Consider the following 22607-nt stretch of genomic DNA (forward strand, 5'->3'; position numbering starts at 1 on the left):
TCTCCTTCACCGGGCCACGGGCGCGGTCTGCTGGCCGTAGACGTGTCGGTAGCGGTGGTTGAGGGCGTCGATGTCGGCCTGGGCGATGGGCAGGGGCTCGCCGAGCTGGCACGAGATGTGGACGGTGCGGGCGACGTCCTCGCACATGACGGCGGCCTTCACGGCGGCCTCGGCGTCCTTGCCGATGGTGAACACGCCGTGGCTCTTCATCAGCACGGCGGGCGAGCGGTGGCCGGTGAGGGTCTCCACGATGCCGCGGCCGATGGAGTCGTCGCCGATGAGGGCGAACGGGCCGATCGGGATCTCGGCGCCGAACTCGTCGGCCATCGCGGTGAGCACGCAGGGCACCGCCTCGCCGCGGGCGGCCCAGGCGCTGGCGTAGGTGGAGTGGGTGTGCACCACTCCCCCGACCTCGGGCATGTGGCGGTAGACGTAGGCGTGCGCGGCGGTGTCCGAGGACGGGCTGTGCTCCCCCGCCACCACGGTCCCGTCCAGGTCGCAGAGGATCATGTTCTCGGGGGTGAGCTCGTCGTACGGGACGCCGCTCGGCTTGATCACGAACAGGTCCTCGCCGGGCACCCGGGCGGAGACGTTGCCGGCCGTCCACACGACCAGGTTGTAGCGGACGAGTTCCTGGTGCAGGTCGGAGACCTGCTCGCGGAGGAGATCGATGGAGTCGCTCACGGCAGGTCAGTCCTCGCTGTTGTGGGTGAGGGCGGCGTTGCGGATCGCGCGCAGGCGGTGCAGCTGCTTGTCGGGGCCAGTGCCGAAGTGGTCGTGCAGGAGCCGGTACTCGGCGAACAGCGCGTCGTAGGCGTCCGCGCGGGCGTCGTCGGGGAGGTAGGCGTGGCGCTGGACGCGGCCCATCGCGGCCGCGGCGGCGCGCACGTCGCGGTGGGCGCCGGCGGCGACCGCGGCGTGGATCGCGGAGCCGAGGGCGGGGCCCTGCTCGGAGACCGCGAGGGAGACCGGGCGGCGCAGCACGTCGGCGTAGATCTGCATGAGGAGGGGTTCTTCCTGAGGCCGCCGGTGACGACGAACTCGGTGACGGGGACGCCGCCGGCCTCCAGGGCTTCGACGATGGTGCGGGTGCCGTAGGCGGTGGCCTCCAGCAGGGCGCGGTAGATCTCCTCGGGCCGGGTGGCGAGGGTGATCCCGATGATCACGCCGGAGAGGTGGGCGTCGACGAGGGTGGAGCGGTTGCCGCCCATCCAGTCGAGGGCGACCAGGCCGTGGCCGCCGACGGGCTGGCCGGTGATCTTGCGCGTCAGGAGCTGGTGGAGGTCCTCGCCGGTCTGCTCGGCCTCCAGCAGGTACTCCGCGGGTGCGCCCTGCCGCAGCCACCAGGCGAAGATGTCGCCGACGGCGCTCTGCCCGGCCTCGTAGCCGTAGGAACCGTCGATGATGCCGCCGTCGACGACACCGCAGATCCCGGGGACGTCGGCGAGGTGGGCGCCGTTGACGACGTGGCAGGTGGAGGTGCCCATGATGGCGAGGAGCTGGCCGTGGTCGACGGCCCGGGCGGCGGGCGCGGCCACGTGCGCGTCCACGTTGCCGGCGGCGACGGCGATCCCTTCGGGCAGGCCCGTCCAGGCGGCGGCCTCGGCGGTCAGCGAGCCGGCGCGGGCGCCGAGCGCGATCAGCGGGTGCTCCAGCCGGGTGCGGGCGAAGTCGGCGAAGCCGGGGTTCAGCGCGCCGAGGTACTCCTCGGTGGGGTAACCGCCGTCCTGGTGGATGCCCTTGTAGCCCGCGGTGCAGGTGTTCCGGGTCTCGGTGCCGGTCAGCTGCCACACGATCCAGTCGGCGGCCTCGATCCACCGCTCGCCCGCCGCGTACACGGCCGGGTCCTCCTCCAGGACCTGGAGCGCCTTGGCGTACTGCCACTCCGCCGAGATCTTCCCGCCGTAGCGGTGGATCCACTTCTCACCGCGGGCGTGGGCGAGGGCGTTGATCCGGTCGGCCTGCGGCTGCGCGGCGTGGTGCTTCCACAGCTTCGGCCAGGCGTGCGGGCTCGCCTGCCACTGCGCGGTCTCGGCGAGCGGGGTGCCGTCCGCCAGGGTCGGCAGCACGGTGCAGGCCGTGAAGTCCGTGGCGATCCCGACCACCTGCGCCGGGTCGACGCCGGAGGCCGCCAGGGCGGCGGGAACGGCGCTCTGCAGGACCTCCCGCCAGTCCTGCGGATGCTGCAGCGCCCAGTCCGGCGGCAGGGCGGCGCCCGTTCCGGGCAGCCGCTCCTCGATCACCGCGTGCGGGTAGTCGTGGACGGCCGAGGCCAGGATTTCGCCGTCCCGCACCCGCACCAGCACGGCACGCCCGGACAGCGTCCCGAAGTCGACGCCGACGACGTAGGTCTCCGCGTCCGAGGCCGGAGCGGGGGTGTATCGGTCACGGTCTCATCCTTCGTACGACGGGGGCGTCGGGCGGGCGGCGGCTCGGTCCGCGCCCTCGCGGGGCCGGTGGTCGGCCGGTGCTCCGTGTCCGCACCGGGCGGGCGGGAGCGGGCGGCCGGGGCGGGGCCGGGCCGGGCGGCCGGCGTGCCGGCGGTGCGGGTGGTGAGGGCGGCGGGAGCGCGCACAGCGATTGTTAACGTTCACAATTGGGCTGTCAAGGTCCGCCGCAGGGGCGGGCGGAGCATCGGGGCGGCGCCGGGGCGCGCCGGACGGCCGGGAGACGCCGGGGCGGCCGCCCGCCGGGGAGGCGGACAGCCGCCGCAGCGGTCGCCGATCCGCCGCGGAGCGGGTCAGCCCCGCGGCGCGGGGCCGGCCGACCTGCGCAGCACCATCTCCGGGGAGATCAGCACCCGGTCCCGCAGGTGGCCTGCGCCGGCGAGCTCGTCGACCAGCAACTCCAGTGCACGGCGGCCGAGTTCCGCGAAGTCCTGGCGGACGGTGGTGAGCGGGGGGATGAGGTAGGCGGACTCCGGGATGTCGTCGAAGCCGATCACGCTGATGTCGCCGGGCACCGAGCGGCCCGCCTCGTGCAGCGCCCGGAGCATGCCGAGCGCCATGTGGTCGTTGGCGCAGAACACCGCGGTGACGTCCCGGTCGCCGGCGATCCGCATGCCCGCCTCGTAGCCGGCCCGGGAGCTCCAGTCGCCGCTGTGCACCTTCGGCGCCTCGACCCCGGCCTGCTCCAGGGTGCGGCGCCAGCCGTCCTCGCGGTCCTGGCTCTCCAGCCAGCCGGCCGGACCTGCCACGTGGTGGACGGTGCGGTGGCCGAGGTCCAGCAGGTGGCGGGTGGCGGCGGCAGCACCGGCCAGGTTGTCGACGGAGACCGTCGGGACGCGCGAGCGGCTGCCCGCGCCGACCGCCACCACCGGGACGGCGCTGGACAGCTTGGCGACCGCACTGACCGCGGAGACCTGCGGGGCGATCACCACCACCCCCTCGACGCCCTGGTCGCGCAGCCGGTCGACGGCCTCCTGCAGGGACCTGCTGTCGAGCGAGCGCAGGCTGGCGACGCTGACGAAGTACCCCGCGCTCCTGGCCGCCTGTTCGAGGCCGTCGAGCATGGAGGCCGGGCCGTACAGGGTACTGGCGAAGCTCACCACCCCGAGGGTCTGGGAGCGCCGGGTGACCAGGGCGCGGGCGGCCGAATTGGGCCGGTAGTCGAGCTCGCGGATGGCGGCCAGCACCCGGTCACGGGTGTCGGGCCGGACGTGCGGCGCGCCGTTCAGGACGCGCGAGACCGTCTGATGGGACACCCCGGCCAGCTTCGCCACGTCCGCCATCACGGGCTGTCGGGGCTCCGCCCCGGCAGTCTCGTTTCCCACTCACAGCCCCCTCATCGGTGCAGAGCCAGTCGCGCGCTGCCACTGTCTCACGAGTGCCGGGGGAGTGTAGTTGTGTGCGCTCACACTCCGGCGACCGGGGCATCCGTGACGCGACCTGCCGCACGGCGCGGCCGCCGCGCCCGGCCGTCCGAGGGCCGGACGCGGAGCGACCGCATGCCGGACAGGCCCCGGACGGCGGGCCGTGGCGCGCGGAGCCGGTCAGCCGGCCGCCCCGAGCGGCACCGGCTCGGCCGCCACCAGCGGCGCGGCACCGGCGGCGGCCGTCGGCGGACGCTCGGCCAGCAGTCGCCGGGCACGGCCGAGCGCCCGGCGCGGATCCCGTACGCCGGTATAGACGCAGACCGTGTACTGGGCGTCCTCGAGTCGACGCCGTGCGGCGGCGTCCGGGGCGGGGTGCGCACCGAGGGCGTCCAGCTCCTCGACGAGTGCGCGCAGCGCGACGTAGTTGATCAGCGGCATGGGGCAGCCTCCCGCGACGAGTGGAGTGACCGGTTCCGAATCCTCGCTGCAGCGGCTACCCGGCGACCCCGACGCCAAGCCGTGCTCCGCCGAATGGGTGCACGTCCTTCACTCTTTCTCCGTCATCGGGGCGGCGCGGGGCGGGTCAGGACCCCCAGCGGCCGTCCCACGGGGTACGGGGCGGCACCGGCGGCGACTGGGGCGGCTGCGGCGGGTGCAGCGGCTCCGGACCGCCGAGCGGGTACAGCGGCGGGGGCTGCGGGTGGTGGTGCGGCGAGGGCCGCGGCGGCGCGGCGGGCCGGTCGCTGTCCGGCGGCGGCTGCGGGCGGCGGGGGCGGCGGCCCCCGGTGAGGCGGCTGCGCAGGCTGCGGTGCGGCAGGACGTCGGCCCAGCGCTCCGGGTACTCGGAGGGCGGCAGGTCGTCGTCCTCGTCCTCGTCCTCGCCCCCGTCGGCGAGACCGAGCTCGCGGACCAGCAGGGCCCGCTCGACGGCGCGGCGGGCGGCGGCCTCACGGACCACGACGGCGGCCGCCTCCTCGTGCGCCCGCACGTTCTCGGCGCGGGCGTCGGCCGTCTCCACGCTCGGCCAGCGGCGGTCGATCGCGGCGTTCATGGCGGCGCCGATGAGGACGGCCAGCGCCATCACGAAGATCCACAGCAGCACGGCGACGGGCGCGGCCAGCGAACCGTAGACGCTGGGGCCCTCCACCGAGCTGACCAGGTAGATCCGCAACGCCACGCTGCAGACCACGAGGACCAGCAGGGCGGTCAGCGCGCCCGGGAAGTGCTCGCGCCAGGGCGTGCTGACCGGGACAGCCACGTGGTAGAGGGTGGTGAAGAAGATCACCAGGAGCAGGATCGCGACCGGCCAGTAGAGGGCGTTCACCAGCCCGGCGGACCCTTGCAGGGCACCGATGACCAGCCCCGGGCCGGCGACGAGGAGCGGCAGCACCAGCGAGCCGATGGCCAGGGCGCCGAGGTAGAGGCCGAGCGACATCGTCCGGGTCTTCACGATGCCGCGCTTGCCGTCGAGGCCGTACATCACCGTGATGGTGTCGATGAAGATGTACAGCGCGCGCGAGCCGGACCACAGCGACAGCAGGAAGCCGATCGAGATGAGGTCGGGCCGGCCGGTGTCGAAGACCTTGGCGAGCAGCGGTTCGACGATCTGGTGGATCGACTCCGGTGAGAGCACCGTCCCGGATGCCGAGACGATGTCCGACTTGAGCTTGTCGATGGTGCCGGCCCCGAGGATGTCGTCGAGGTAGCCGAGGGTGCCGGCGAGGCAGAGCAGCAGCGGCGGGATCGACAGCAGGGTGAAGAACGCGGCCTCCGCGGCGAGGCCGGTGACCCGGTACTCGACGCAGGTGTTGGTGGTGTCCTTCAGCAGGCCCCAGCCGGTCTGGCGCCAGGTACTGCGCCTGACGGCGCGACGACGGCCGCCCCGGCGACGCGGGGGCCGCTCGGCGGCCGGTCCGGGGTCTCCCGCGGGGTACTGCCTGCTGCTTGCACGTCCCTACGGTACTGGGCCGCGTCCACTGCCTCCGCGCGCCCGCGCGCGAGGGCCGCCGGGGGCCGCGCGGCGGGGGTCCGCGGGCCCCCGGGTAGGCTGCCGCCGACAGCTCGCACCGCTCCGACGACGGAGTCTTTCCCTCTTGTCTCACAGTGCGACACGACTGCGTCCACAATACGGACGTTAGTGGACCGAGAGTCGTTCGCCGTGCGAATCTCTTGCCATGCCAAGCGCCGGAGCCACCCTCGTAGGTCGACTGCACGTCGACCTCCTCCGTGTGTCCAGCGCCATCTGTCCGGTGACCTGAGCCCCACCCCGCCGCCACCACCGCACCGGCGCCACCACCTCGCCATCCCCGCCGAAGCGGATGTGCGGGTGCCCTCCGGCCAGGGTCACTGCCACCTGAGGCCTGCAGCAAGAGCGCAGGTCAAGGCAGTTCCGCGCCCGGGGATGCCGACATCCCTCCTCAGAGCCAGCTGCCAAAGGACTGACACCATGGCCCCTACTCCCGAACCGGTCGAGCCCTCGGTCGCCGGCGCCCCCGTGCGCCGTCCCGCCGCCGCCCGCAAGGTGACCCGCCACCGCGGCGAGGGCCAGTGGGGCATGGGTCACTACACGCCGCTGAACGCCAACGAGCAGTTCAAGAAGGACGACGACGGTCTCAACGTGCGGACGCGCATTGAGACGATCTACGCGCACCGCGGCTTCGACTCGATCGACCCGGCCGACCTCCGCGGCCGGATGCGCTGGTGGGGCCTCTACACCCAGCGCAAGGAGGGCATCGACGGCGGCAAGACCGCCATCCTGGAGCCCCACGAGCTGGACGCCGAGTTCTTCATGCTCCGCGTGCGCATCGACGGCGGACGCCTCACCGTCGCCCAGCTGAAGGCGATCTCCGAGGTCTCCGAGCTGTACGGGCGCGGCACCGCCGACCTGACCGACCGGCAGAACGTCCAGTACCACTGGATCCGGATCGAGGACGTCCCCTCGATCTGGCAGAAGCTGGAGGCCGTCGGCCTGTCCACCACCGAGGCCTGCGGTGACACCCCCCGCGTGATCCTCGGCTCCCCGGTGGCCGGCATCGCCCAGGACGAGATCATCGACGGCACCCCCGCCATCGAGGAGATCCAGCGCCGGTTCATCGGCAACAAGGAGTTCTCCAACCTCCCGCGCAAGTTCAAGTCCGCGGTCTCCGGCTCCCCGCAGCTCGACGTCGCGCACGAGATCAACGACGTCGCCTTCGTCGGCGTCGTCCACCCCGAGCACGGCCCCGGCTTCGACCTCTGGGTCGGCGGTGGCCTGTCCACCAACCCCAAGCTGGGCGTGCGCCTGGGCGCCTGGGTGCCGCTGGACGAGGTCGCCGACGTCTACGGCGGCGTCATCGGCATCTTCCGCGACTACGGCTACCGCCGGCTGCGCAACCGCGCCCGGCTGAAGTTCCTGGTCGCCGACTGGGGCGTCGAGAAGTTCCGCCAGGTACTGGAGGACGAGTACCTGCAGCGCAAGCTGGTCGACGGCCCGGCGCCCGCCGAGCCGGTCGCCCGCTGGCGCGACCACGTCGGCGTGCACCGGCAGAAGGACGGCCGCTTCTACGTCGGCTTCGCCCCGCGGGTCGGCCGGGTCAGCGGCAAGGTCCTCGGCCAGATCGCCGACCTCGCCGCCGAGCACGGCTCCGACCGGCTGCGCACCACCGCCGAGCAGAAGATGCTGATCCTGGACGTCGCCGAGGACCGGGTCGACTCCCTGGTCGCCGGGCTGGAGGCGCTGGACCTCCAGGTCAAGCCGTCCCCGTTCCGCCGCGGCACGATGGCCTGCACCGGCATCGAGTACTGCAAGCTCGCCATCGTCGAGACCAAGGAGCGCGGCCGCACCCTGATCGACGAGCTGGAGCAGCGCCTCCCGGACTTCGACGAGCCGCTGACCATCAACATCAACGGCTGCCCGAACGCCTGCGCCCGCATCCAGGTCGCGGACATCGGTCTCAAGGGCCAGCTGGTGACGGACGACAACGGCGAGCAGGTCGAGGGCTTCCAGGTGCACCTGGGCGGCGCGCTCGGCCTGGAGGCCGGGTTCGGCCGCAAGGTCCGCGGCCTCAAGGTGACCAAGGACGGCCTGCCGGACTACGTCGAGCGGCTGCTCACCCGCTACCGCGCCGAGCGGAACGAGGGCGAGCGGTTCGCGCAGTGGACGGCCCGGGCGAGCGAGGAGGAGCTGTCGTGAGTGAGCGTGCGGCACCCTTCCACTGCCCGTACTGCGGTGACGAGGACCTGCGTCCCTCCGAGGCCGGGCACGGCTGCTGGGAATGCCGCGGATGCCTCCGCGCCTTCCAGCTGAAGTTCCTGGGCCTGCTGTCACCGACCAACGGGGGAAACACCGATGAGCACCGCGACTGACTACGAGGCGCTGGCCGCCGCCGCAGCCCGCGAGCTGGAGGAGGCCTCCGCGCAGGACGTCCTGCGCTGGGCCGCCGACACCTTCGGCAAGCGGTTCTGCGTCACCTCCTCCATGGAGGACGCGGTCGTCGCCCACCTGGCCTCCTCGGTGCTGCCCGGCGTTGACGTGGTCTTCCTGGACACCGGGTACCACTTCGCGGAGACCATCGGCACCCGCGACGCGGTGGCGGCGACCATGCCGGTCAACGTCATCACGCTCACCCCGAAGCTGACCGTGGCCGAGCAGGACGCCGAGTACGGGCCGCACCTGCACGACCGCGACCCGGACCTGTGCTGCTCGCTGCGCAAGGTCGAGCCGCTGAACCGGGGCCTGGGCGCGTACGACGCCTGGGCGACCGGGCTGCGCCGCGACGAGTCGCCGTCCCGCGCCGACACCCCGGTGGTGGCCTGGGACGCGAAGCGCCGCAAGGTGAAGCTCGCCCCGATCGCCCGCTGGACGCAGGACGACGTGGACGCCTACGTCCAGGCCAACGGCGTGCTGCTCAACCCGCTGCTGTGGGAGGGCTACACCTCGATCGGCTGCTCGCCGCTGTCCTGCACCGCCAAGCCCGGCGAGGGCGAGGAGGGCCGGGCCGGCCGCTGGGCCGGCTCGGGCAAGACCGAGTGCGGCATCCACCTCTGACCACCCGTCAGTCCGACACGAACCCAGGAGATCCCACCGTGACAACAGCCGACACACTGGCCGCCGGGGAAGCCGCAGAGGCGGCCTCCGCGGCCGCCCCCTGCGAGCGCGGCGCCACGGTGTGGCTGACCGGGCTGCCCAGCGCGGGCAAGACCACCCTGGCCTTCGCCCTGGCCGAGCGGCTGCGCGCCGAGGGCCACAAGGTCGAGGTCCTGGACGGTGACGAGATCCGCGAGTTCCTCTCCAAGGGGCTCGGCTTCACCAAGGAGGACCGGCACACCAACGTCACGCGGATCGGCTTCGTCGCCGAGAAGCTGGCCGCCAACGGTGTGAAGGTGCTCGCCCCGGTGATCGCCCCGTACGCGGACTCCCGCGCCGCCGTCCGCGAGCGGCACGCCGCCCACGGCACCGACTTCCTGGAGATCCACGTCGCCACCCCGGTCGAGCTCTGCGCCGAACGCGACGTCAAGGGCCTGTACGCCAAGCAGGCCGCCGGCGAGATCTCCGGTCTCACCGGCGTGGACGACCCGTACGAGGCACCGGCCGACCCGGAGCTGCGCCTGCAGACGCAGGGCCGCGCGGTCGCCGACTCCGCCGCCGAGCTGCACGCCTTCCTGACCGAGAGGGGTCTGGCATGACGACCGCCACGGACAGCCTTCTGGCCACCCAGGAGAATCCCTACGCCCTGTCGCACCTCGACGCCCTGGAGGCGGAGTCGGTGCACATCTTCCGCGAGGTGGCGGGGGAGTTCGAGCGGCCGGTGATCCTGTTCTCCGGCGGCAAGGACTCCATCGTCATGCTGCACCTGGCGCTGAAGGCGTTCTGGCCCGCCGCGGTGCCGTTCTCGCTGCTGCACGTCGACACCGGGCACAACTTCCCCGAGGTCATCGAGTACCGCGACCGCACGGTGGCCGAGCACGGCCTGCGCCTGCACGTCGCGCACGTCCAGGACTTCATCGACGACGGCCGGCTGCGCGAGCGCCCGGACGGCACCCGCAACCCGCTGCAGACCGTGCCGCTGCTGGACGCCATCGAGCGCAACAAGTTCGACGCCGTCTTCGGCGGCGGCCGCCGCGACGAGGAGAAGGCCCGCGCCAAGGAGCGCGTCTTCTCGCTCCGCGACGAGTTCGGCGCCTGGGACCCGCGCCGCCAGCGCCCCGAGCTGTGGTCGCTGTACAACGGCAAGCACGCGGTCGGCGAGCACGTCCGGGTCTTCCCGCTCTCCAACTGGACCGAGCTGGACGTCTGGCAGTACATCGAGCGCGAGGGCATCGAGCTCCCGGAGATCTACTACGCCCACCACCGCGACGTGTTCAAGCGCGACGGCATGTGGCTCACCGCCGGTGAGTGGGGCGGCCCGAAGGACAGCGAGCCCGTCGAGCAGCGCCTGATCCGCTACCGCACGGTCGGCGACATGTCCTGCACCGGCGCCGTGGACTCCGACGCCGTCACGATCGCCGACGTGATCGCCGAGATCGCCGCCAGCCGCCTCACCGAGCGCGGTGCCACCCGCGCCGACGACAAGCTGTCCGAGGCCGCGATGGAAGACCGCAAGCGCGAGGGGTACTTCTAGCCATGACCACCGCCCACCTGACCGATGAGAGCGGCGCCACCTCGCTGCTGCGGTTCGCCACCGCCGGCAGCGTCGACGACGGCAAGTCGACCCTGGTCGGCCGCCTGCTGCACGACTCCAAGTCGGTGCTCACCGACCAGCTGGAGGCCGTCGAGCGCGTCTCGCTCGGCCGCGGCCAGGAGGCGCCCGACCTGGCGCTGCTCACCGACGGCCTGCGCGCCGAGCGCGAGCAGGGCATCACCATCGACGTCGCGTACCGCTACTTCGCCACCGCCCGGCGGCGGTTCATCCTCGCCGACACCCCGGGGCACGTGCAGTACACCCGGAACATGGTGACCGGCGCCTCCACCGCCGAGCTGGCCGTGGTGCTGGTCGACGCCCGCAACGGTGTCGTCGAGCAGACCCGCCGGCACGCCGCGGTCGCCGCCCTGCTGCGCGTGCCGCACGTGGTGCTGGCCGTCAACAAGATGGACCTGGTGGACTACGCGGAGCCGGTCTTCGCGGCGATCGCCGAGGAGTTCACCGCGTACGCCGCCTCGCTGGGCGTCAAGGACATCGTGTCGGTGCCGATCTCGGCACTGGCCGGCGACAACGTGGTCGAACCGTCCGCGCACATGGACTGGTACGGCGGCCCGACGCTGCTGGAGCACCTGGAGACGGTCGCGGTCGTGGGCGACGCCGGCAGCGAGCCGGCCCGCTTCCCCGTCCAGTACGTGATCCGCCCGCAGACCGAGGAGCACCCCGACTACCGCGGCTACGCGGGCCAGTTGGCCTCCGGTGTGCTGCGGGTCGGCGACAAGGTCACGGTGCTGCCCTCCGGGCACACCACCACCGTCGCCGGGATCGACGCGCTCGGCAGGGAGACGGACATCGCCTGGGCCCCCCAGTCGATCACCGTCCGGCTCGCCGAGGACATCGACGTCTCCCGCGGCGACCTGATCGCGGCCGGCCCCGCCCCCGTCCCCACCAAGGACATCGAGGCGACCGTCTGCCACCTCAACGAGCGCACCCTGCGCCCGGGCGCGAAGGTGCTGCTCAAGCACACCACCCGCACCGTGCGCGCGCTGGTCAAGGAGATCTCCTACCGGATCGACATCGACACCCTCGAGCAGCGCTCCGGCGCCGAGGGCCTGGAGGTCAACGACATCGGCCACGTGGTGCTGCGCACCGCCGAGCCGCTGGCGCTCGACAGCTACGCGGACAACCGCCGGACGGGCTCGTTCCTGCTCATCGACCCGGCCGACGGCACCACCCTCACCGCCGGCATGGCGGGCGAGGCCTTCGAAACCGTACGCACCACCGAACCCGACGGGGAGGACTGGGTCTGATGCCCAGCGAGGCGTTCTCGGGCATGGACAAGGAAGGCGGCCGCATCGGCAGCGGCGTCCTCGGCAGCGGCCAGGGCGGCCTGACGCGATGTGGGGGCGGACAGGGGCGCTGATCCCCTGTCACCGGGCGGCACTTCCCACAGCAGCTGCCGACCCGGCTTGCCCGGCATGCGACATGCCGACAGCACCGCGACCACTTTCCGGCGGGCGCCCTCCGGCGCCCCACCCATGGACGGGACGACTCCCATGGCACACGACTCCACCACGCATACCTCCGTTCGGGCCCGCACCGGCCGTTTCAGACGGCCCGCCGCGGTCGCCGTCGCCGCCCTGACCGCCGCCGGCCTGCTCTCCGCCTGCAGCTACGGCTCCAAGAGCGACGACAAGACCGCCGCCGCCCCGGCCGCGGCCGCCTCGACCGGCGGTGCCAAGCTCTCCGCGAGCAGCGTCAAGATCGGCTACTTCGCCAACCTGACGCACGGCACCCCGCTGGTCGGCATCAAGGAGGGCCTGTTCCAGAAGGAGCTGGGCGCCACCACGATCAAGCCGCAGATCTTCAACGCCGGCCCGGCGGAGATCGAGGCGCTGAACGCCGGCTCGATCGACATCGGCTGGATCGGCCCCTCCCCGCGATCAACGGCTTCGCCAAGTCCAACGGCACCTCGCTGAGGATCATCGGCGGCTCGGCCTCCGGCGGCGTCAAGCTGGTCGTCAACCCGGACAAGATCAAGACCCTGGACGACCTCAAGGGCAAGAAGATCGCCACCCCGCAGCTCGGCAACACCCAGGACGTGGCGCTGCTCAACTACCTGGCCACCAAGGGCTACAAGGTGGACGCGCAGTCCGGCGCGGGCGACGTCAGCGTGGTGCGCACCGACAACAAGGTCACCCCGGACGCCTACAAGTCCGGCTCGATCGACGGCGCCTGGGTGCCCGAGCCGACCGCCTCCAAGCTCGTCACGCTCGGCGCCAAGGTGCTGCTGAACGAGAAGGAGGTGTGGCCCGAGGGCAAGTTCGTGATCACCAACATCATCGTCTCGCAGAAGTTCCTCAAGGAGCACCCGGACGTGGTGGAGGCCGTGCTGCGCGGCTCGGTGAACACCAACGCCTTCATCAAGGCCAACCCGGAGAAGGCCAAGGCCGACGCCAACGCCGCGATCAAGGAGGCGGCCGGCAACGCGCTGGACGCCAAGATCCTCGACCCGGCCTGGCAGGACATCGACTTCCTGGACGACCCGCTGGCGAACACCCTGCAGGCCGAGGCCGACCACGCGGTGACCGCCGGTCTGCTCAAGAAGCCGAACCTGGCCGGGATCTACGACCTGACGCTGCTCGACAAGGTGCTCCAGGCCCAGGGCAAGCCCGCCGTGGCGGACGCCGGACTCGGCACCAAGTGACCCGCACCCGATAGCCCCGCGGTCCGCCCCGCCCCCGCCCAGTCGATGCCCAGTCACCGGGCGGGGCGGGGCCGGACCCCGGCCCCCAGCCACCAGCCCGCAGCCAGTCCACTCACGCAGGAGGTGTCCGGAATGACCCCGGCACTCACCACCTCGGAGAACGTCACCACCGCCGCCGAGTCCACGATCACCCGGCCCGCCGTCCGACTCACCCACGTGCACAAGTCGTTCGGCCGTCCCGGCAGCGCCACCCCGTCCTGGACGACATCACGCTCGACGTCGCCCCCGGCGAGTTCGTCACCCTGCTCGGTGCCTCGGGCTGCGGCAAGTCGACCCTGCTCAACCTGGTCGCCGGCCTCGACCGGCCGACCGCCGGCGACATCGAGGTGCCCGGCGGGCGCCCCGCCCTGATGTTCCAGGACCACGCGCTGTTCCCGTGGCTGAGCGCCGGCCGCAACATCGAGCTCGCCCTGCGGCTGGCCGGTGTCCCCAAGGACGAGCGGCGCGCCGAGGCCGAGCGCCTGCTGGAGCTCGTCCGCCTCGGCGGCGCGTACAAGAAGCGCGTCCACGAGCTCTCCGGCGGCATGCGCCAGCGCGTCGCGATGGCCCGCTCGCTCGCCCAGGGCTCCACCGTCCTGCTGATGGACGAGCCGTTCGCCGCGCTCGACGCGATCACCCGCGACGTCCTGCACGACGAGATCACCCGGATCTGGGCGGAGCGCAAGCTGACCGTCCTGTTCGTCACGCACAATGTGCGCGAGGCCGTCCGGCTCGCCCAGCGCGTCGTACTGCTCTCCTCCCGGCCGGGCCGGGTCGCCAAGGAGTGGCGGATCGACCTGCCGCAGCCGCGCCGCATCGAGGACGCCGGCGTCGCGGACCTGTCCATCGAGATCACCGAAGAGCTGCGTGGGGAGATCCGCCGCCATGTCCAGCACTGACACCACCACCGCCCCGGTCAAGGACCGCAGCGCCGACTCCGCCAGCGTCGAGGCCGGCCTCGACGCCCTGGACACCGTCCAGATCCAGCGCACCCCGCTCGGCGAGGTGCTCCGGCAGAAGGTCCTGCCGCCCGTCCTCGGCGTCGTCGTCGTCCTCGCCGCCTGGCAGCTCGCCTACAGCCTCAAGGTCACCACGCCCGACAAGCTGCCCAGCCCGGCGGACGTCTGGCACTCGCTCACCGACCTCTGGTACGCCGGCACGCTCTTCTCGATCATCTGGACGAGCCTGTGGCGCGGCATCTCCGGCTTCCTCGCCGCCGTCGTCATCGGCACCCCGATCGGCCTGCTGGTCGCCCGGGTCAAGCCGCTGCGCGCAGCCCTCGGGCCCGTCCTCTCCGGCCTCCAGTCGCTGCCGTCGGTGGCCTGGGTGCCCGCCGCCGTCATCTGGCTCGGCATCAACAACTCGGCGATGTACGCGGTCATCCTGCTCGGCGCCGTCCCGTCGATCGCCAACGGCCTGATCGCCGGCATCGACCAGGTCCCGCCGATCTACCTGCGGGCCGGCCGCACCCTCGGCGCCACCGGCCTGGCCGGTGCCCGCCACGTCCTGCTGCCCGCCGCCCTGCCCGGCTACCTGGCCGGCCTCAAGCAGGGCTGGGCGTTCTCCTGGCGCTCCCTGATGGCCGCCGAACTCATCGCCGCCTCCCCCGACCTGGGCGTCGGCCTGGGCCGCTATCTGGAGAACCAGCGCGAGTTCTCGGACATGTCCGGCGTGCTGCTCGGCATCGTCCTGATCCTCGTCGTCGGCGTCGCCATCGACCTGCTCGTGTTCTCCCCGCTGGAGCGCCGCGTGCTGCGCAACCGCGGCCTGCTGGTCACCACCCGCTGAGGCCCGCTGCCATGCGCACCGGCACACCGTCCGCCCCCGCCCGCCGCACCGGCGGGGCGGACGGCCCCGCCCTGCTGCTGATCGCCCACGGCAGCCGCGACCCGCGGCACGCCGCCACCGTCGACGCCCTCGTCCGGCAGGTCCGGGCGCTGCGCCCGGGCCCCACCGTCGCCACCGCCTACCTCGACCACTGCGCACCGCGGATCGGCCAGGTCGCCGGACGCCTCGGCACCGCCGTCGCGGTGCCGCTGCTGCTCAACCGGGCCTTCCACGCCAAGAGCGACATCCCGGCCGCGCTGCGCGCGGCCGGCGCCGACCTGCCGCTCGCCGACGTCCTCGGCCCCTCCCCGCTGCTCCTCGACGCCCTGGACCGCCGCCTCCACGAGAGCGGGCTGGACACCGGCTCGGCCGCCGTCCGCGCCCGCACCGGCGTGGTGCTCGCCGCGGCCGGCTCCTCCGACCCCGCCGCCGACGCGGCGACCCGCGCGCTGGCCGCCGACTGGGCGCGCGGTCGCGGCTGGGCGGGTGTCGAGGTGGCGTACGCCTCCGCGGCCGGGCCGCGGGTGCCGGAGGCCGTCGCCGCCCTGCGCGCCGCGGGCGCCCGCCGGGTCGCGGTCTCCCCTACCTGCTGGCGCCCGGCCTGCTGCCGGACCGGATCGCCGCGGCGGCCGGGTCCGCCGACCTGTTGGCGCCCGTCCTGGGTGCCGCCCCGGAGATCGCCGCCCTCGTCCTGGAGCGGTACGAGGCGACACGCGACGCCGTCCGGGCTGCTGCCGGGAGCCGCACCGCGCTGTCCGCCTGACCCTCCGGCCCCGGCGCTCGTCCGACCCGCCGTCAGTCCGGCTGCTCCGGGCCGGTCAGGGTGGCGGCCGCGGCCTCCAGCCGCCGGCGGGCCTCCTCGGTGAGGAACGGCAGCAGCGCCCCGCAGTCGAGGCAGGCCCGGGCCAGGCCCGCTTCGAACTCCGGCCTGGGCTTGAGCAGTCCGGGCCGGGCGAAGCGCAGCCGCAGGCGTTCGCCCCACTTCTCGCCGGAGATCAACTCCCCGAGGGGGCTGAGCCGTTCCGAGCCGCACACGCCGCATCGCATGCCCCGAAGCCTAGGCCTTCGTGCGGCATCCCGTGCGTTCTCCCGAGGCATCGCCGAGGCGTTCTCGGCCCGTCCGAACCGCGACGGCAGTGACGGCGGCGCCAGGGGGACGGATCTCCCCGGCGGGCTCGACCGCGGCCTCGTCTCACCAGGGAATCGGGCCGTCCTCGGTCAGGAAGGCGCCCGTCGGGCCGTCGTCGCCCACAGTCGCCAGGTCGACCACGACGGCCGCGCCCTCCTCGGCCGTGCGCATCCCGGTCCGGCGGTTGAGGTCGGTCGCGCAGTAGCCGGGACTCACCGCGTTGACCAGGATCCCTTCGGCGCGCAGTTCATCGGCGTAGAGCACGGTGATCGCGTTCAGCGCGCTCTTCGAGGTGCAGTAGGGGAGAAGAACCGAGTAGTAGGCGGACCACGGGCTGCCCGGGTCGGCCAGGTGGGTGAGGGAGCCGAGTTCGCTGGACATGTTGACGATGCGTGCGGCGGCGGAGCGGCGCAGCAGGGGGAGCATGGCGTGGGTCACCGCGACGACGCCGAACACGTTGGTCTCGTAGGCCTGCCGGACGGTGGCGGCGGGGGTCTCGCTCGGCTTCTGCGGTCCGGCGGCGATCGCGGCGTTGTTGACGAGGATGTCGAGGCGGCCGAACGTGGCGTCGATGTGCTCGGCGGCGGCCCGGACGGTGATCTCGTCGGTGACGTCCAGCGGTACGAACCGTACGTCGGCGCCGTCGGCGCGAAGCTCCTCGGCCGCCGCCTCGCCGCGCTCGGCGTTGCGGGCGCCGATCAGCACGGTGATGCCGAGGGCTGCGAGCCTGCGTGCCGTTTCCTTGCCGATGCCCTTGTTCGCGCCGGTGATCAGAGCGGTCTTCTGCGATGTCGTCATGGCCCCCAGCCTCCCGTCCCCCTGGGCGTGAGGGAAAGACCGGACGGCTCTGGATCTATAGTCCACAGATATGAGTGAGCTGGAAGTGCGGGAGCTGAGGTACTTCATCGCGGTCGCCGAGGAACTGAACTTCAGCCGGGCCGCGCAGCGCCTGGGGATGGCGCAGCCCCCGCTGTCGAAGGCGATCGCTCAGGTGGAGTCCCGGCTCGGCGTGCGCCTGCTGGAGCGCACCACCCGGCAGGTGCGGCTGACCGACGCCGGTCGGGTGCTGCTCGACCAGGCCCGGATCGCGGTCGACGCGGTGCACGCGGCGGCCCGGCGAGCGCGCCGGGCCGGTCAGCCGACGCCCCACCTCGTCGTGGCGGTCAAGCCGGAAGGCGATGCCGGGCTGCTGCGGGAGATCCTCGACGCCTACCGGGGAGCGGGTCCGCATCTGCCGCCGCCCGAGGTCGTCGTCGGCGGCAGCGGGGAGCCGATCGCCATGCTGCGGGACGGCCGTGCCGACGTGGCGCTGCTGCGCAGCCCGTTCGACGATCAGGGGCTGGATTCCCAGACGCTCGTGGTCGAGCCGCGACTGGCCGTCCTCCCCGCCGCGCACCCCCTGGCCGGACGCCGGCGGCTGCGACTGGCCGACCTCGAGGGCGAACCGATCCCACGGTGGAGAGGGGCCGCCCCTCCGCCACCGCCTACTACACGGGATGTGACGGGGCGGAAGCGGATGACGGCCGCGCGGGCGCGGCGCCGGCCGACGCTCCCGAGGGGCCGCTCGTGGCCAGCGTCGAGCAACTCCTGGAGGTGGTCGCGCTGGGCCAGGCGGTGGCGTTCCTGTCGCTCTCCACCACCAAGCGGCACCAGCGCCCGGACATCGCCTACCGTCCGGTCGCCGGCCTCAGCCCCAGCGCGGTCGTGGTCGCCTGGCCGGAGACCTCGCGGTCCACGGCCGTCGCCGCCTTCGTCCGGGCCGCCCACGATGTCGCCGCCCACCACCCCGACCACGTGACCGCACCGACCGCGTGACCGCACCGACCGCGTGACCGCACCGACCCACTGACCGGGGGCACCGGCCCGGATGGCGCCGGGTTCCGTTCCGACGTCCCTCAAGCCCCCTGTCCGGCAAGGGTGTTGCCGGTCAGCGTGGCCGGAGCCCGTCGAGGACCACGTCGAGGATCCGCTCCCGGGCCGCCGGGTCGGCGCCGAGCTGCTCCATCGCGGCGCCGGTACCCGCCAGGAGGGCGATCAGTTCCGGCAGGCCCAGCTCGTTGCGGACGGCCCCGGCCCGCTGCGCGCCGTCCAGCAGCCGGGCCAGCTGGGCCCGGATGACCTGGCTGGGCTCCTGCAGGGCGGCATGCGCGTCCACGCCCGCCGCGGCCAGCGCCTGGGCGAACTCGTTCTTGCCCGCGGACTGTTCGATCACCAGGCGGAAGCAGGCGAAGAAGGCCTCGGCCGGGTCCGGCTCGGCCGACAGCAGCGCCGTCCGGGCGGCGATCGCCTCCAGCCTGCGCACCATCACGGCCTCCAGGAGCGCCTCCTTGGTCGGGAAGTGCCGGAAGAGCGTGCCGACCCCGACCCCGGCGGCCCGGGCGATCTCCTCGGTCGGCACCCCGACGCCGCGGGTGGTGAACACCTCCGTGGCGACGTCCAGCAGCCTGGCCCGGTTGCGGGCCGCATCCGCCCGCAGCGGGCGTTCCCCGGCACCACTCATCCCTCTCGCCCTTCCTCGACCGCGCGCCACCCCTGGACAAGCGGAGTGGCCAGTCCGTATCGTCGAAACGGACTCGCTGGTCCGATTCTAGCGACGCATCCCACGGGGGTTGATCATGTCCGAGACACTGTCACCGCGCGAGGTCTTCGAGGAACTGCTCGACGGCATCGCCGCCGGGCGGTTCACCGAGCTCGCCCGGCTCTACGCCGAGGACGCCGTGGTGGAGACCGTCTTCGAGCCGGCCGGCCCGCGCCGCATCGAGGGACGGGCCGCACTCGCGGAGCGGTTCGCGGCGGTCGCCGCGCACACCCCTGGAGCTGACACCGGCGAACGTGGTGATCCGGGAGACCGGCGACCCGGAGGTGATCGTCGCCGAGTGGGACTACCGGGTGCACCACCGGACGACCGGGCGGACGTTCGAGTGCGCCAACATCCAGGTGCTGACCGTCCGCGACGGCCTGATCGTCCGCAGCCGGGACTTCCACGACCACCTCGCCCTCGCCGTGGCCGGCGGCGCCCTGCCGCAGCTGGTGGCGGCACTGGGCGGCGAGTAGCGCGGGCGAAAAAGCCGACCGCACGGAGGACCCGCCCGGCGGCCCCGCGTCCTACCGCCCCGCGTCCTCCCGCCCCGCGCCGTCCGGACGGGCGGCGGCGGTCAACCGCTCGCGGGCCCACGGGTCGATGCAGTCGACGGCCGCCGCCGCGCAGGCCGTCCGCAGTCGGGCGTCGTCCCCGGGCGTGGGATCGGCCCAGCGCCAGCCGCCGGCCGCGCAGGCCCGCTGGTAGGGCGTGCCGACGGCGACCGTGCCGAGCAGGCGCTCCTGGAGGCGGCGGCGGCCGACCGCGGTGAGCAGGACGGAGGTGAGCCAGCGCGGGGAGTTGGGGTCGTCGTCGTGGACGAGCGCCGCGTACACCGCGTCGGCGTGGCTGCGGGCCAGGGCCCGGTCGGCGGCGAGTGCCCGGTACGCGGCCTGCCGCTTGTGGCCGATCCGGTGGTACTGCGGGTAGAGCGGTTCGAGCCGGGCGAGCCGGTCCACCCGCGGATCGGGTTCGGGCGCGGTACTCAGGCCGAGCACCGTCAGCAGCCCGTCCAGGCTGTGTTCCTGCAGGTCGAGCCTGGCGGCGCGGTCCATGCGTCCCCGTCCCCGTGGTCGTGCGGCGGTGGTCGGGTCACAGCCTACGCAGGGTGAAGCGGTCCGTCGGCGCACCGGTGTCCGGGGTGCGGCCGGTGTCCGGGGCACAGCAGGCTCGCAGGTCCGGCGCTCGGCGCTGTCGAGCTTTCTGCGCAACCGCCGGGCGCGGCTGACTCCGCAGGACGTGGGCATGGCGCCCGGGGTGCGGCGGCGCACCCCGGGGCTGCGGCGCGAGGAGCTGGCGGTGCTGGCGGGGGTGGGGGTGACCTGGTACACCTGGCTGGAACAGGGCCGGGACATCAACCCGTCGCCGGAGGTGCTGTCCGGCCTGGCCCGGACGCTGCGGCCGGACGAGGCGGAGACGGCCTACCTGTTCCGGCTCGCGGGGTGCGCCACCTGGCCGGCCGAGCCGGCGGGGGGCGAGGTGCCGCCGGCGCTCCTGCGGCTCGTACGGGCGCAGGCCCCCGCGCCGACCTTCCTGGTCGACACGGACTGGGACATCCGGGGGTGGAACGCGGCTGCCGAGGCACTGTTCTCGTTCTCGCAGTGGTCGCCCGCCGAGTGCAATCTGGCGTGGGTGGTGTTCGCCAACGAGGTGCACCGGGCGCGCACCGTCGACTGGGAGCGGCACGCCCGGCGCACCCTGGCGGAGCTGCGGGCGGCGTACGGCGAGCGCGGCGAGGGCTCCCCGGCGGCGGCGCGGCTGGCGGCGCTGATCCGCCGGCTGCGGGCGTCCTTCCCGGAGGCGGACCGCTGGCTGGACGAGCACCAGGTGACCGAACGGGTGGGCACCGCCAAGGAGTTGCGCCACGAGGTGGTGGGCGAGCTGCGGATCGACCAGGTGGTGCTGCGGGCGCCGGGCGGCTTCCAGCTGGTGGTCTTCAGCCCCCGCGACGAGCAGAGCGCGCGACGGATGGGACGGCTCGTCCCGGGGGCGGCGCCGGCCTGAGCGACGCCGGCCCGACCGACGGCGGTCAGGCGGCCGCGCGGGCCAGCTCGTCCGCCGCGGCGGGCAGCGGAGTGGTGACGGCGGCCCAGGACCGGTCGGCGAAGCGGAGGTCGACGCGGCCGCGCTGAAGGACGCCGGTGGGGTTGCGGTGCAGCGCGACGGCGTGCCGGGGCAGCTGCCAGTGCAGGGCGTGCTGCTCGCCGAGGAGCTGCCAGAGCCTGGAGCGGTCGACGGTGACGAGGACGCGGCGGTCGGTGACGGCGAGGGTGCCGGTGCCGTGGGCGCCCTCGTCGTGCATCCGGGCGACGAAGCGTCCGGCGTCGGACGGCCAGCCGCCGGCCATGCCCTCGCCGTGCCAGACCGCGTCGGGGACGGCGTCGATCACCCGGTCCTCGACGGCACCGACGGCGGCGCCGACCGGGTCGACGACGCCGTAGGCGCGGCGCAGCAGGCGGAACGGCCGGTCGAGGCGCTGTTCGAGCGCGCCGGGGGTGCGGGCGGTGAGGAGCTCGGCGGGCGGGTGGGGGATGCCGGGGGCGAGGGTGACGGGGGCGGCGGCGCGCAGCTGCTCGCCGGGGTCGAGGAAGGGGGTGACGATGTCGCGGTCGCGGTTCAGCACGGGCTGCGCCCCTCTCAGCCGAAGGCTTCGTCGAAGCGGCGGCGGCGCTCCTCGGGGCTGAGCTCCGGGGGCTGTTCGGGCTGGGCGATGCGGGCGGCCTGCCGGGCGGCGGTGCTGGGGCCGGGGTTGCCGGCGATCCGGTCGTCCGCCTCGCCGGCGAGGATGCCGGCGCCGGACTGGACGGCCTGCTGGACGGTCTGGCCGACCGGGTCGCCGGTGAGGCCGATCCCGTGCAGTGCGGCCTTGCCGATCATCTTGGTGCCCTTCTTGGCGAGGTAGGCCGGGACGTCGATCGGCCGGTTCCACGTCCAGGGCTTCTTGGGGTTGAGGTGGGGTCGCTTGGAGACGGCCTTGAGGGCCTTGAGGGCGTCCTCGATCTTCTTGAGGGCGCGGGCGAGCTTGGCGACGAGGCTCGCGATGCGGGCGGAGGCGATGCCGCCCTCGGCGGCTGCGGCGGCGGCCTCGGCGGCGAGCGAGATCCCCGCGGTGACGACGCTGAAGGCGAGGGAGGCGGCGAGGGTGATCAGCGCCCACTCGATGAGTTCGCGGATGACGGTCTCGACGAGGTCCTGGGCCATCCGGCTCTCGGCGGCGGCCTCGTCGAGGAGTTCCGCGGTGGCGTCCATGTCGTCGGCCTCGTCCTCCAGGGCGGTCTCGTACTCGGCGAGTTCGCGCTGGAAGGCGTCGGCGGCGGCGCCCTGCCAGTCGTGGGCGAGGCCGGCGCGGTCGCGGCGCTGGTCGGCGACGACCTCGCGGAGTGCGGCGGCCTGGCGGCGCCAGAGTCCGGCGGCGGCGGTGAGCCCCTCGGGATCACCGGTGACGAATTCGAGGGGTTCGGCGAGCGGTTCGACGATGGGGCGCATGATCTCGTCGATCACGCTGCCCATCGGGCTCATCCACTGGTTGACCTTGGTGTAGGCGTCGACGGCGCCGCCGATCGGTCCGCTCATCACAGCCCCCTGGCGATGGCGCCGAAGGCGTCCTGGGTGGCGGTCTCGGCCTGCTCGTAGGAGTGGGCGAGGCCTCGGGCGTGGTCGTCGATCCTGGCCATGGTGTCGGCGGCGGAGGTGAGGTTGTCGAGGGCGGACTCGGCGCGCTCGGTGTAGTGGCGGCCGGTCTCGTCGGCCTCGGGCAGCTTGCCGAAGGCCTGCGGCGGGAGCCGGTGGGCGCCGAGGTCGGCGCGGACGGCGCGCAGCCGGTCGGATCGGGCGGCGGAGGTGCGGGCGAATCTCCGCAGGGCCTCCGGGTCGACGCGGTACTCCCCAGACACGAT

At 73.6% G+C, this 22607-nt stretch carries 23 protein-coding genes and 5 pseudogenes; 15 read left to right on the forward strand and 13 right to left on the reverse strand.

The genetic code is table 11. The features are described 5' to 3' along the window. Positions 1 to 6: 6 nt before the first annotated feature. The 5 genes and pseudogenes from ABEB13_RS11925 to ABEB13_RS11945 all read right to left on the reverse strand — a co-directional run bounded on the left by ABEB13_RS11925 (position 7) and on the right by ABEB13_RS11945 (position 5642). Positions 7 to 684, reverse strand: a complete 678-nt coding sequence (locus ABEB13_RS11925; protein WP_345705495.1) for an L-ribulose-5-phosphate 4-epimerase — start codon at positions 682 to 684, stop codon at positions 7 to 9. 6 nt (positions 685 to 690) lie between these two features. Then, positions 691 to 2321 (reverse strand): annotated as a pseudogene (locus tag ABEB13_RS11930) (ribulokinase). A 419-nt stretch (positions 2322 to 2740) separates the two neighbouring features. Then, on the reverse strand, positions 2741 to 3703 hold the full coding sequence (locus ABEB13_RS11935; protein WP_380232290.1) for a LacI family DNA-binding transcriptional regulator: 963 nt from the start codon (positions 3701 to 3703) through the stop codon (positions 2741 to 2743). 288 nt (positions 3704 to 3991) lie between these two features. Beyond that, positions 3992 to 4252: a DUF5133 domain-containing protein gene (locus ABEB13_RS11940; protein ID WP_345705496.1), complete on the reverse strand. Its 261-nt coding sequence runs from the start codon at positions 4250 to 4252 to the stop codon at positions 3992 to 3994. 145 nt (positions 4253 to 4397) lie between these two features. Beyond that, the gene (locus ABEB13_RS11945) at positions 4398 to 5642 is read right to left on the reverse strand and encodes a YihY/virulence factor BrkB family protein (RefSeq protein ID WP_345709639.1); all 1245 of its coding nucleotides are present in this window, start codon (positions 5640 to 5642) and stop codon (positions 4398 to 4400) included. Between the two features lie 346 nt (positions 5643 to 5988). Here ABEB13_RS11945 and ABEB13_RS11950 point away from each other — a divergent pair, with 346 nt between their 5' ends. The 11 genes and pseudogenes from ABEB13_RS11950 to ABEB13_RS12000 all read left to right on the forward strand — a co-directional run bounded on the left by ABEB13_RS11950 (position 5989) and on the right by ABEB13_RS12000 (position 15767). After that, the gene (locus ABEB13_RS11950; protein ID WP_317634116.1) at positions 5989 to 6072 is read left to right on the forward strand and encodes a putative leader peptide; all 84 of its coding nucleotides are present in this window, start codon (positions 5989 to 5991) and stop codon (positions 6070 to 6072) included. A gap of 188 nt (positions 6073 to 6260) precedes the next feature. Then, positions 6261 to 7985: a nitrite/sulfite reductase gene (locus tag ABEB13_RS11955; protein WP_345705497.1), complete on the forward strand. Its 1725-nt coding sequence runs from the start codon at positions 6261 to 6263 to the stop codon at positions 7983 to 7985. After that, positions 7982 to 8158: a hypothetical protein gene (locus ABEB13_RS11960; RefSeq protein WP_198524146.1), complete on the forward strand. Its 177-nt coding sequence runs from the start codon at positions 7982 to 7984 to the stop codon at positions 8156 to 8158. Before ABEB13_RS11955 ends, ABEB13_RS11960 begins: the two co-directional genes overlap by 4 nt. Next, complete coding sequence (locus ABEB13_RS11965; RefSeq protein WP_345705498.1) at positions 8142 to 8840, forward strand: phosphoadenylyl-sulfate reductase; 699 nt, start codon at positions 8142 to 8144, stop codon at positions 8838 to 8840. The genes ABEB13_RS11960 and ABEB13_RS11965 overlap by 17 nt, the downstream gene beginning before the upstream one ends. 56 nt (positions 8841 to 8896) lie before the next feature. After that, positions 8897 to 9478 (forward strand): adenylyl-sulfate kinase, encoded by a 582-nt coding sequence (gene cysC, locus ABEB13_RS11970; RefSeq protein WP_345709640.1) that lies wholly within the window; start codon positions 8897 to 8899, stop codon positions 9476 to 9478. Further along, positions 9475 to 10413 (forward strand): sulfate adenylyltransferase subunit CysD, encoded by a 939-nt coding sequence (cysD, locus tag ABEB13_RS11975; protein ID WP_345705499.1) that lies wholly within the window; start codon positions 9475 to 9477, stop codon positions 10411 to 10413. The genes cysC and cysD overlap by 4 nt, the downstream gene beginning before the upstream one ends. Before the next feature lie 2 nt (positions 10414 to 10415). Next, entirely contained in the window at positions 10416 to 11741 is a 1326-nt protein-coding gene (locus ABEB13_RS11980; protein ID WP_345705500.1) for a sulfate adenylyltransferase subunit 1, read from the forward strand. A gap of 246 nt (positions 11742 to 11987) precedes the next feature. Continuing rightward, positions 11988 to 13138, forward strand: a pseudogene (locus tag ABEB13_RS11985) (aliphatic sulfonate ABC transporter substrate-binding protein). 132 nt (positions 13139 to 13270) lie between these two features. Continuing rightward, positions 13271 to 14076: pseudogene (locus ABEB13_RS11990) on the forward strand (ABC transporter ATP-binding protein). Beyond that, positions 14063 to 14965, forward strand: coding sequence for an ABC transporter permease (locus ABEB13_RS11995; protein ID WP_100890784.1), 903 nt, complete (start codon positions 14063 to 14065; stop codon positions 14963 to 14965). Before ABEB13_RS11990 ends, ABEB13_RS11995 begins: the two are co-directional and overlap by 14 nt. An 11-nt stretch (positions 14966 to 14976) precedes the next feature. Further along, positions 14977 to 15767 (forward strand): annotated as a pseudogene (locus ABEB13_RS12000) (sirohydrochlorin chelatase). Positions 15768 to 15799: 32 nt separating this feature from the next. Here the strand turns inward: ABEB13_RS12000 and ABEB13_RS12005 are convergent. Next, complete coding sequence (locus tag ABEB13_RS12005) at positions 15800 to 16051, reverse strand: hypothetical protein (protein ID WP_345705501.1); 252 nt, start codon at positions 16049 to 16051, stop codon at positions 15800 to 15802. A 145-nt stretch (positions 16052 to 16196) separates the two neighbouring features. Then, complete coding sequence (locus tag ABEB13_RS12010) at positions 16197 to 16931, reverse strand: SDR family oxidoreductase (RefSeq protein ID WP_345705502.1); 735 nt, start codon at positions 16929 to 16931, stop codon at positions 16197 to 16199. Between the two features lie 70 nt (positions 16932 to 17001). On the opposite strand from ABEB13_RS12010, the pseudogene ABEB13_RS12015 reads away from it, so the two are divergent. Together ABEB13_RS12015 and ABEB13_RS12020 are read left to right on the forward strand one after the other, a co-directional pair. After that, a pseudogene (locus ABEB13_RS12015) lies at positions 17002 to 17523 on the forward strand (LysR family transcriptional regulator); the annotation flags it as partial. Between the two features lie 176 nt (positions 17524 to 17699). Beyond that, positions 17700 to 17948, forward strand: coding sequence for a LysR substrate-binding domain-containing protein (locus ABEB13_RS12020; protein ID WP_345710005.1), 249 nt, complete (start codon positions 17700 to 17702; stop codon positions 17946 to 17948). A gap of 112 nt (positions 17949 to 18060) precedes the next feature. Here the strand turns inward: ABEB13_RS12020 and ABEB13_RS12025 are convergent, their stop codons facing one another. Together ABEB13_RS12025 and ABEB13_RS12030 are read right to left on the reverse strand one after the other, a co-directional pair. Next, complete coding sequence (locus ABEB13_RS12025) at positions 18061 to 18633, reverse strand: TetR/AcrR family transcriptional regulator (RefSeq protein ID WP_345705503.1); 573 nt, start codon at positions 18631 to 18633, stop codon at positions 18061 to 18063. 130 nt (positions 18634 to 18763) lie between these two features. Beyond that, positions 18764 to 18940, reverse strand: coding sequence for a hypothetical protein (locus tag ABEB13_RS12030; protein ID WP_345705504.1), 177 nt, complete (start codon positions 18938 to 18940; stop codon positions 18764 to 18766). A 25-nt stretch (positions 18941 to 18965) separates the two neighbouring features. Here ABEB13_RS12030 and ABEB13_RS12035 point away from each other — a divergent pair, with 25 nt between their 5' ends. Continuing rightward, positions 18966 to 19187, forward strand: coding sequence for a nuclear transport factor 2 family protein (locus ABEB13_RS12035; protein WP_345705505.1), 222 nt, complete (start codon positions 18966 to 18968; stop codon positions 19185 to 19187). A 51-nt stretch (positions 19188 to 19238) separates the two neighbouring features. On the opposite strand, the gene ABEB13_RS12040 is transcribed toward ABEB13_RS12035, so the two are convergent. Continuing rightward, positions 19239 to 19766 carry a hypothetical protein gene (locus ABEB13_RS12040; RefSeq protein WP_345705506.1) on the reverse strand — a complete coding sequence of 176 codons (528 nt, stop codon included), beginning with the start codon at positions 19764 to 19766 and terminating at the stop codon, positions 19239 to 19241. A gap of 190 nt (positions 19767 to 19956) precedes the next feature. Between ABEB13_RS12040 and ABEB13_RS12045 the strand changes: the two genes are divergently transcribed. Continuing rightward, positions 19957 to 20715, forward strand: a complete 759-nt coding sequence (locus ABEB13_RS12045) for a helix-turn-helix transcriptional regulator (protein WP_417466425.1) — start codon at positions 19957 to 19959, stop codon at positions 20713 to 20715. Positions 20716 to 20740: 25 nt separating this feature from the next. On the opposite strand, the gene ABEB13_RS12050 is transcribed toward ABEB13_RS12045, so the two are convergent. Genes ABEB13_RS12050 through ABEB13_RS12060 form a run of 3 tightly spaced genes read right to left on the reverse strand, consistent with a single transcriptional unit; the run spans position 20741 to position 22604 of the window. Further along, complete coding sequence (locus ABEB13_RS12050) at positions 20741 to 21334, reverse strand: hypothetical protein (protein ID WP_345705508.1); 594 nt, start codon at positions 21332 to 21334, stop codon at positions 20741 to 20743. A gap of 14 nt (positions 21335 to 21348) precedes the next feature. Further along, positions 21349 to 22284 (reverse strand): WXG100 family type VII secretion target, encoded by a 936-nt coding sequence (locus ABEB13_RS12055; protein ID WP_345705509.1) that lies wholly within the window; start codon positions 22282 to 22284, stop codon positions 21349 to 21351. Continuing rightward, entirely contained in the window at positions 22284 to 22604 is a 321-nt protein-coding gene (locus tag ABEB13_RS12060; RefSeq protein ID WP_345705510.1) for a hypothetical protein, read from the reverse strand. Before ABEB13_RS12060 ends, ABEB13_RS12055 begins: the two co-directional genes overlap by 1 nt. Positions 22605 to 22607 lie beyond the last annotated feature (3 nt).

The organism is Kitasatospora paranensis (assembly GCF_039544005.1).
Lineage (GTDB): Bacteria > Actinomycetota > Actinomycetes > Streptomycetales > Streptomycetaceae > Kitasatospora > Kitasatospora paranensis.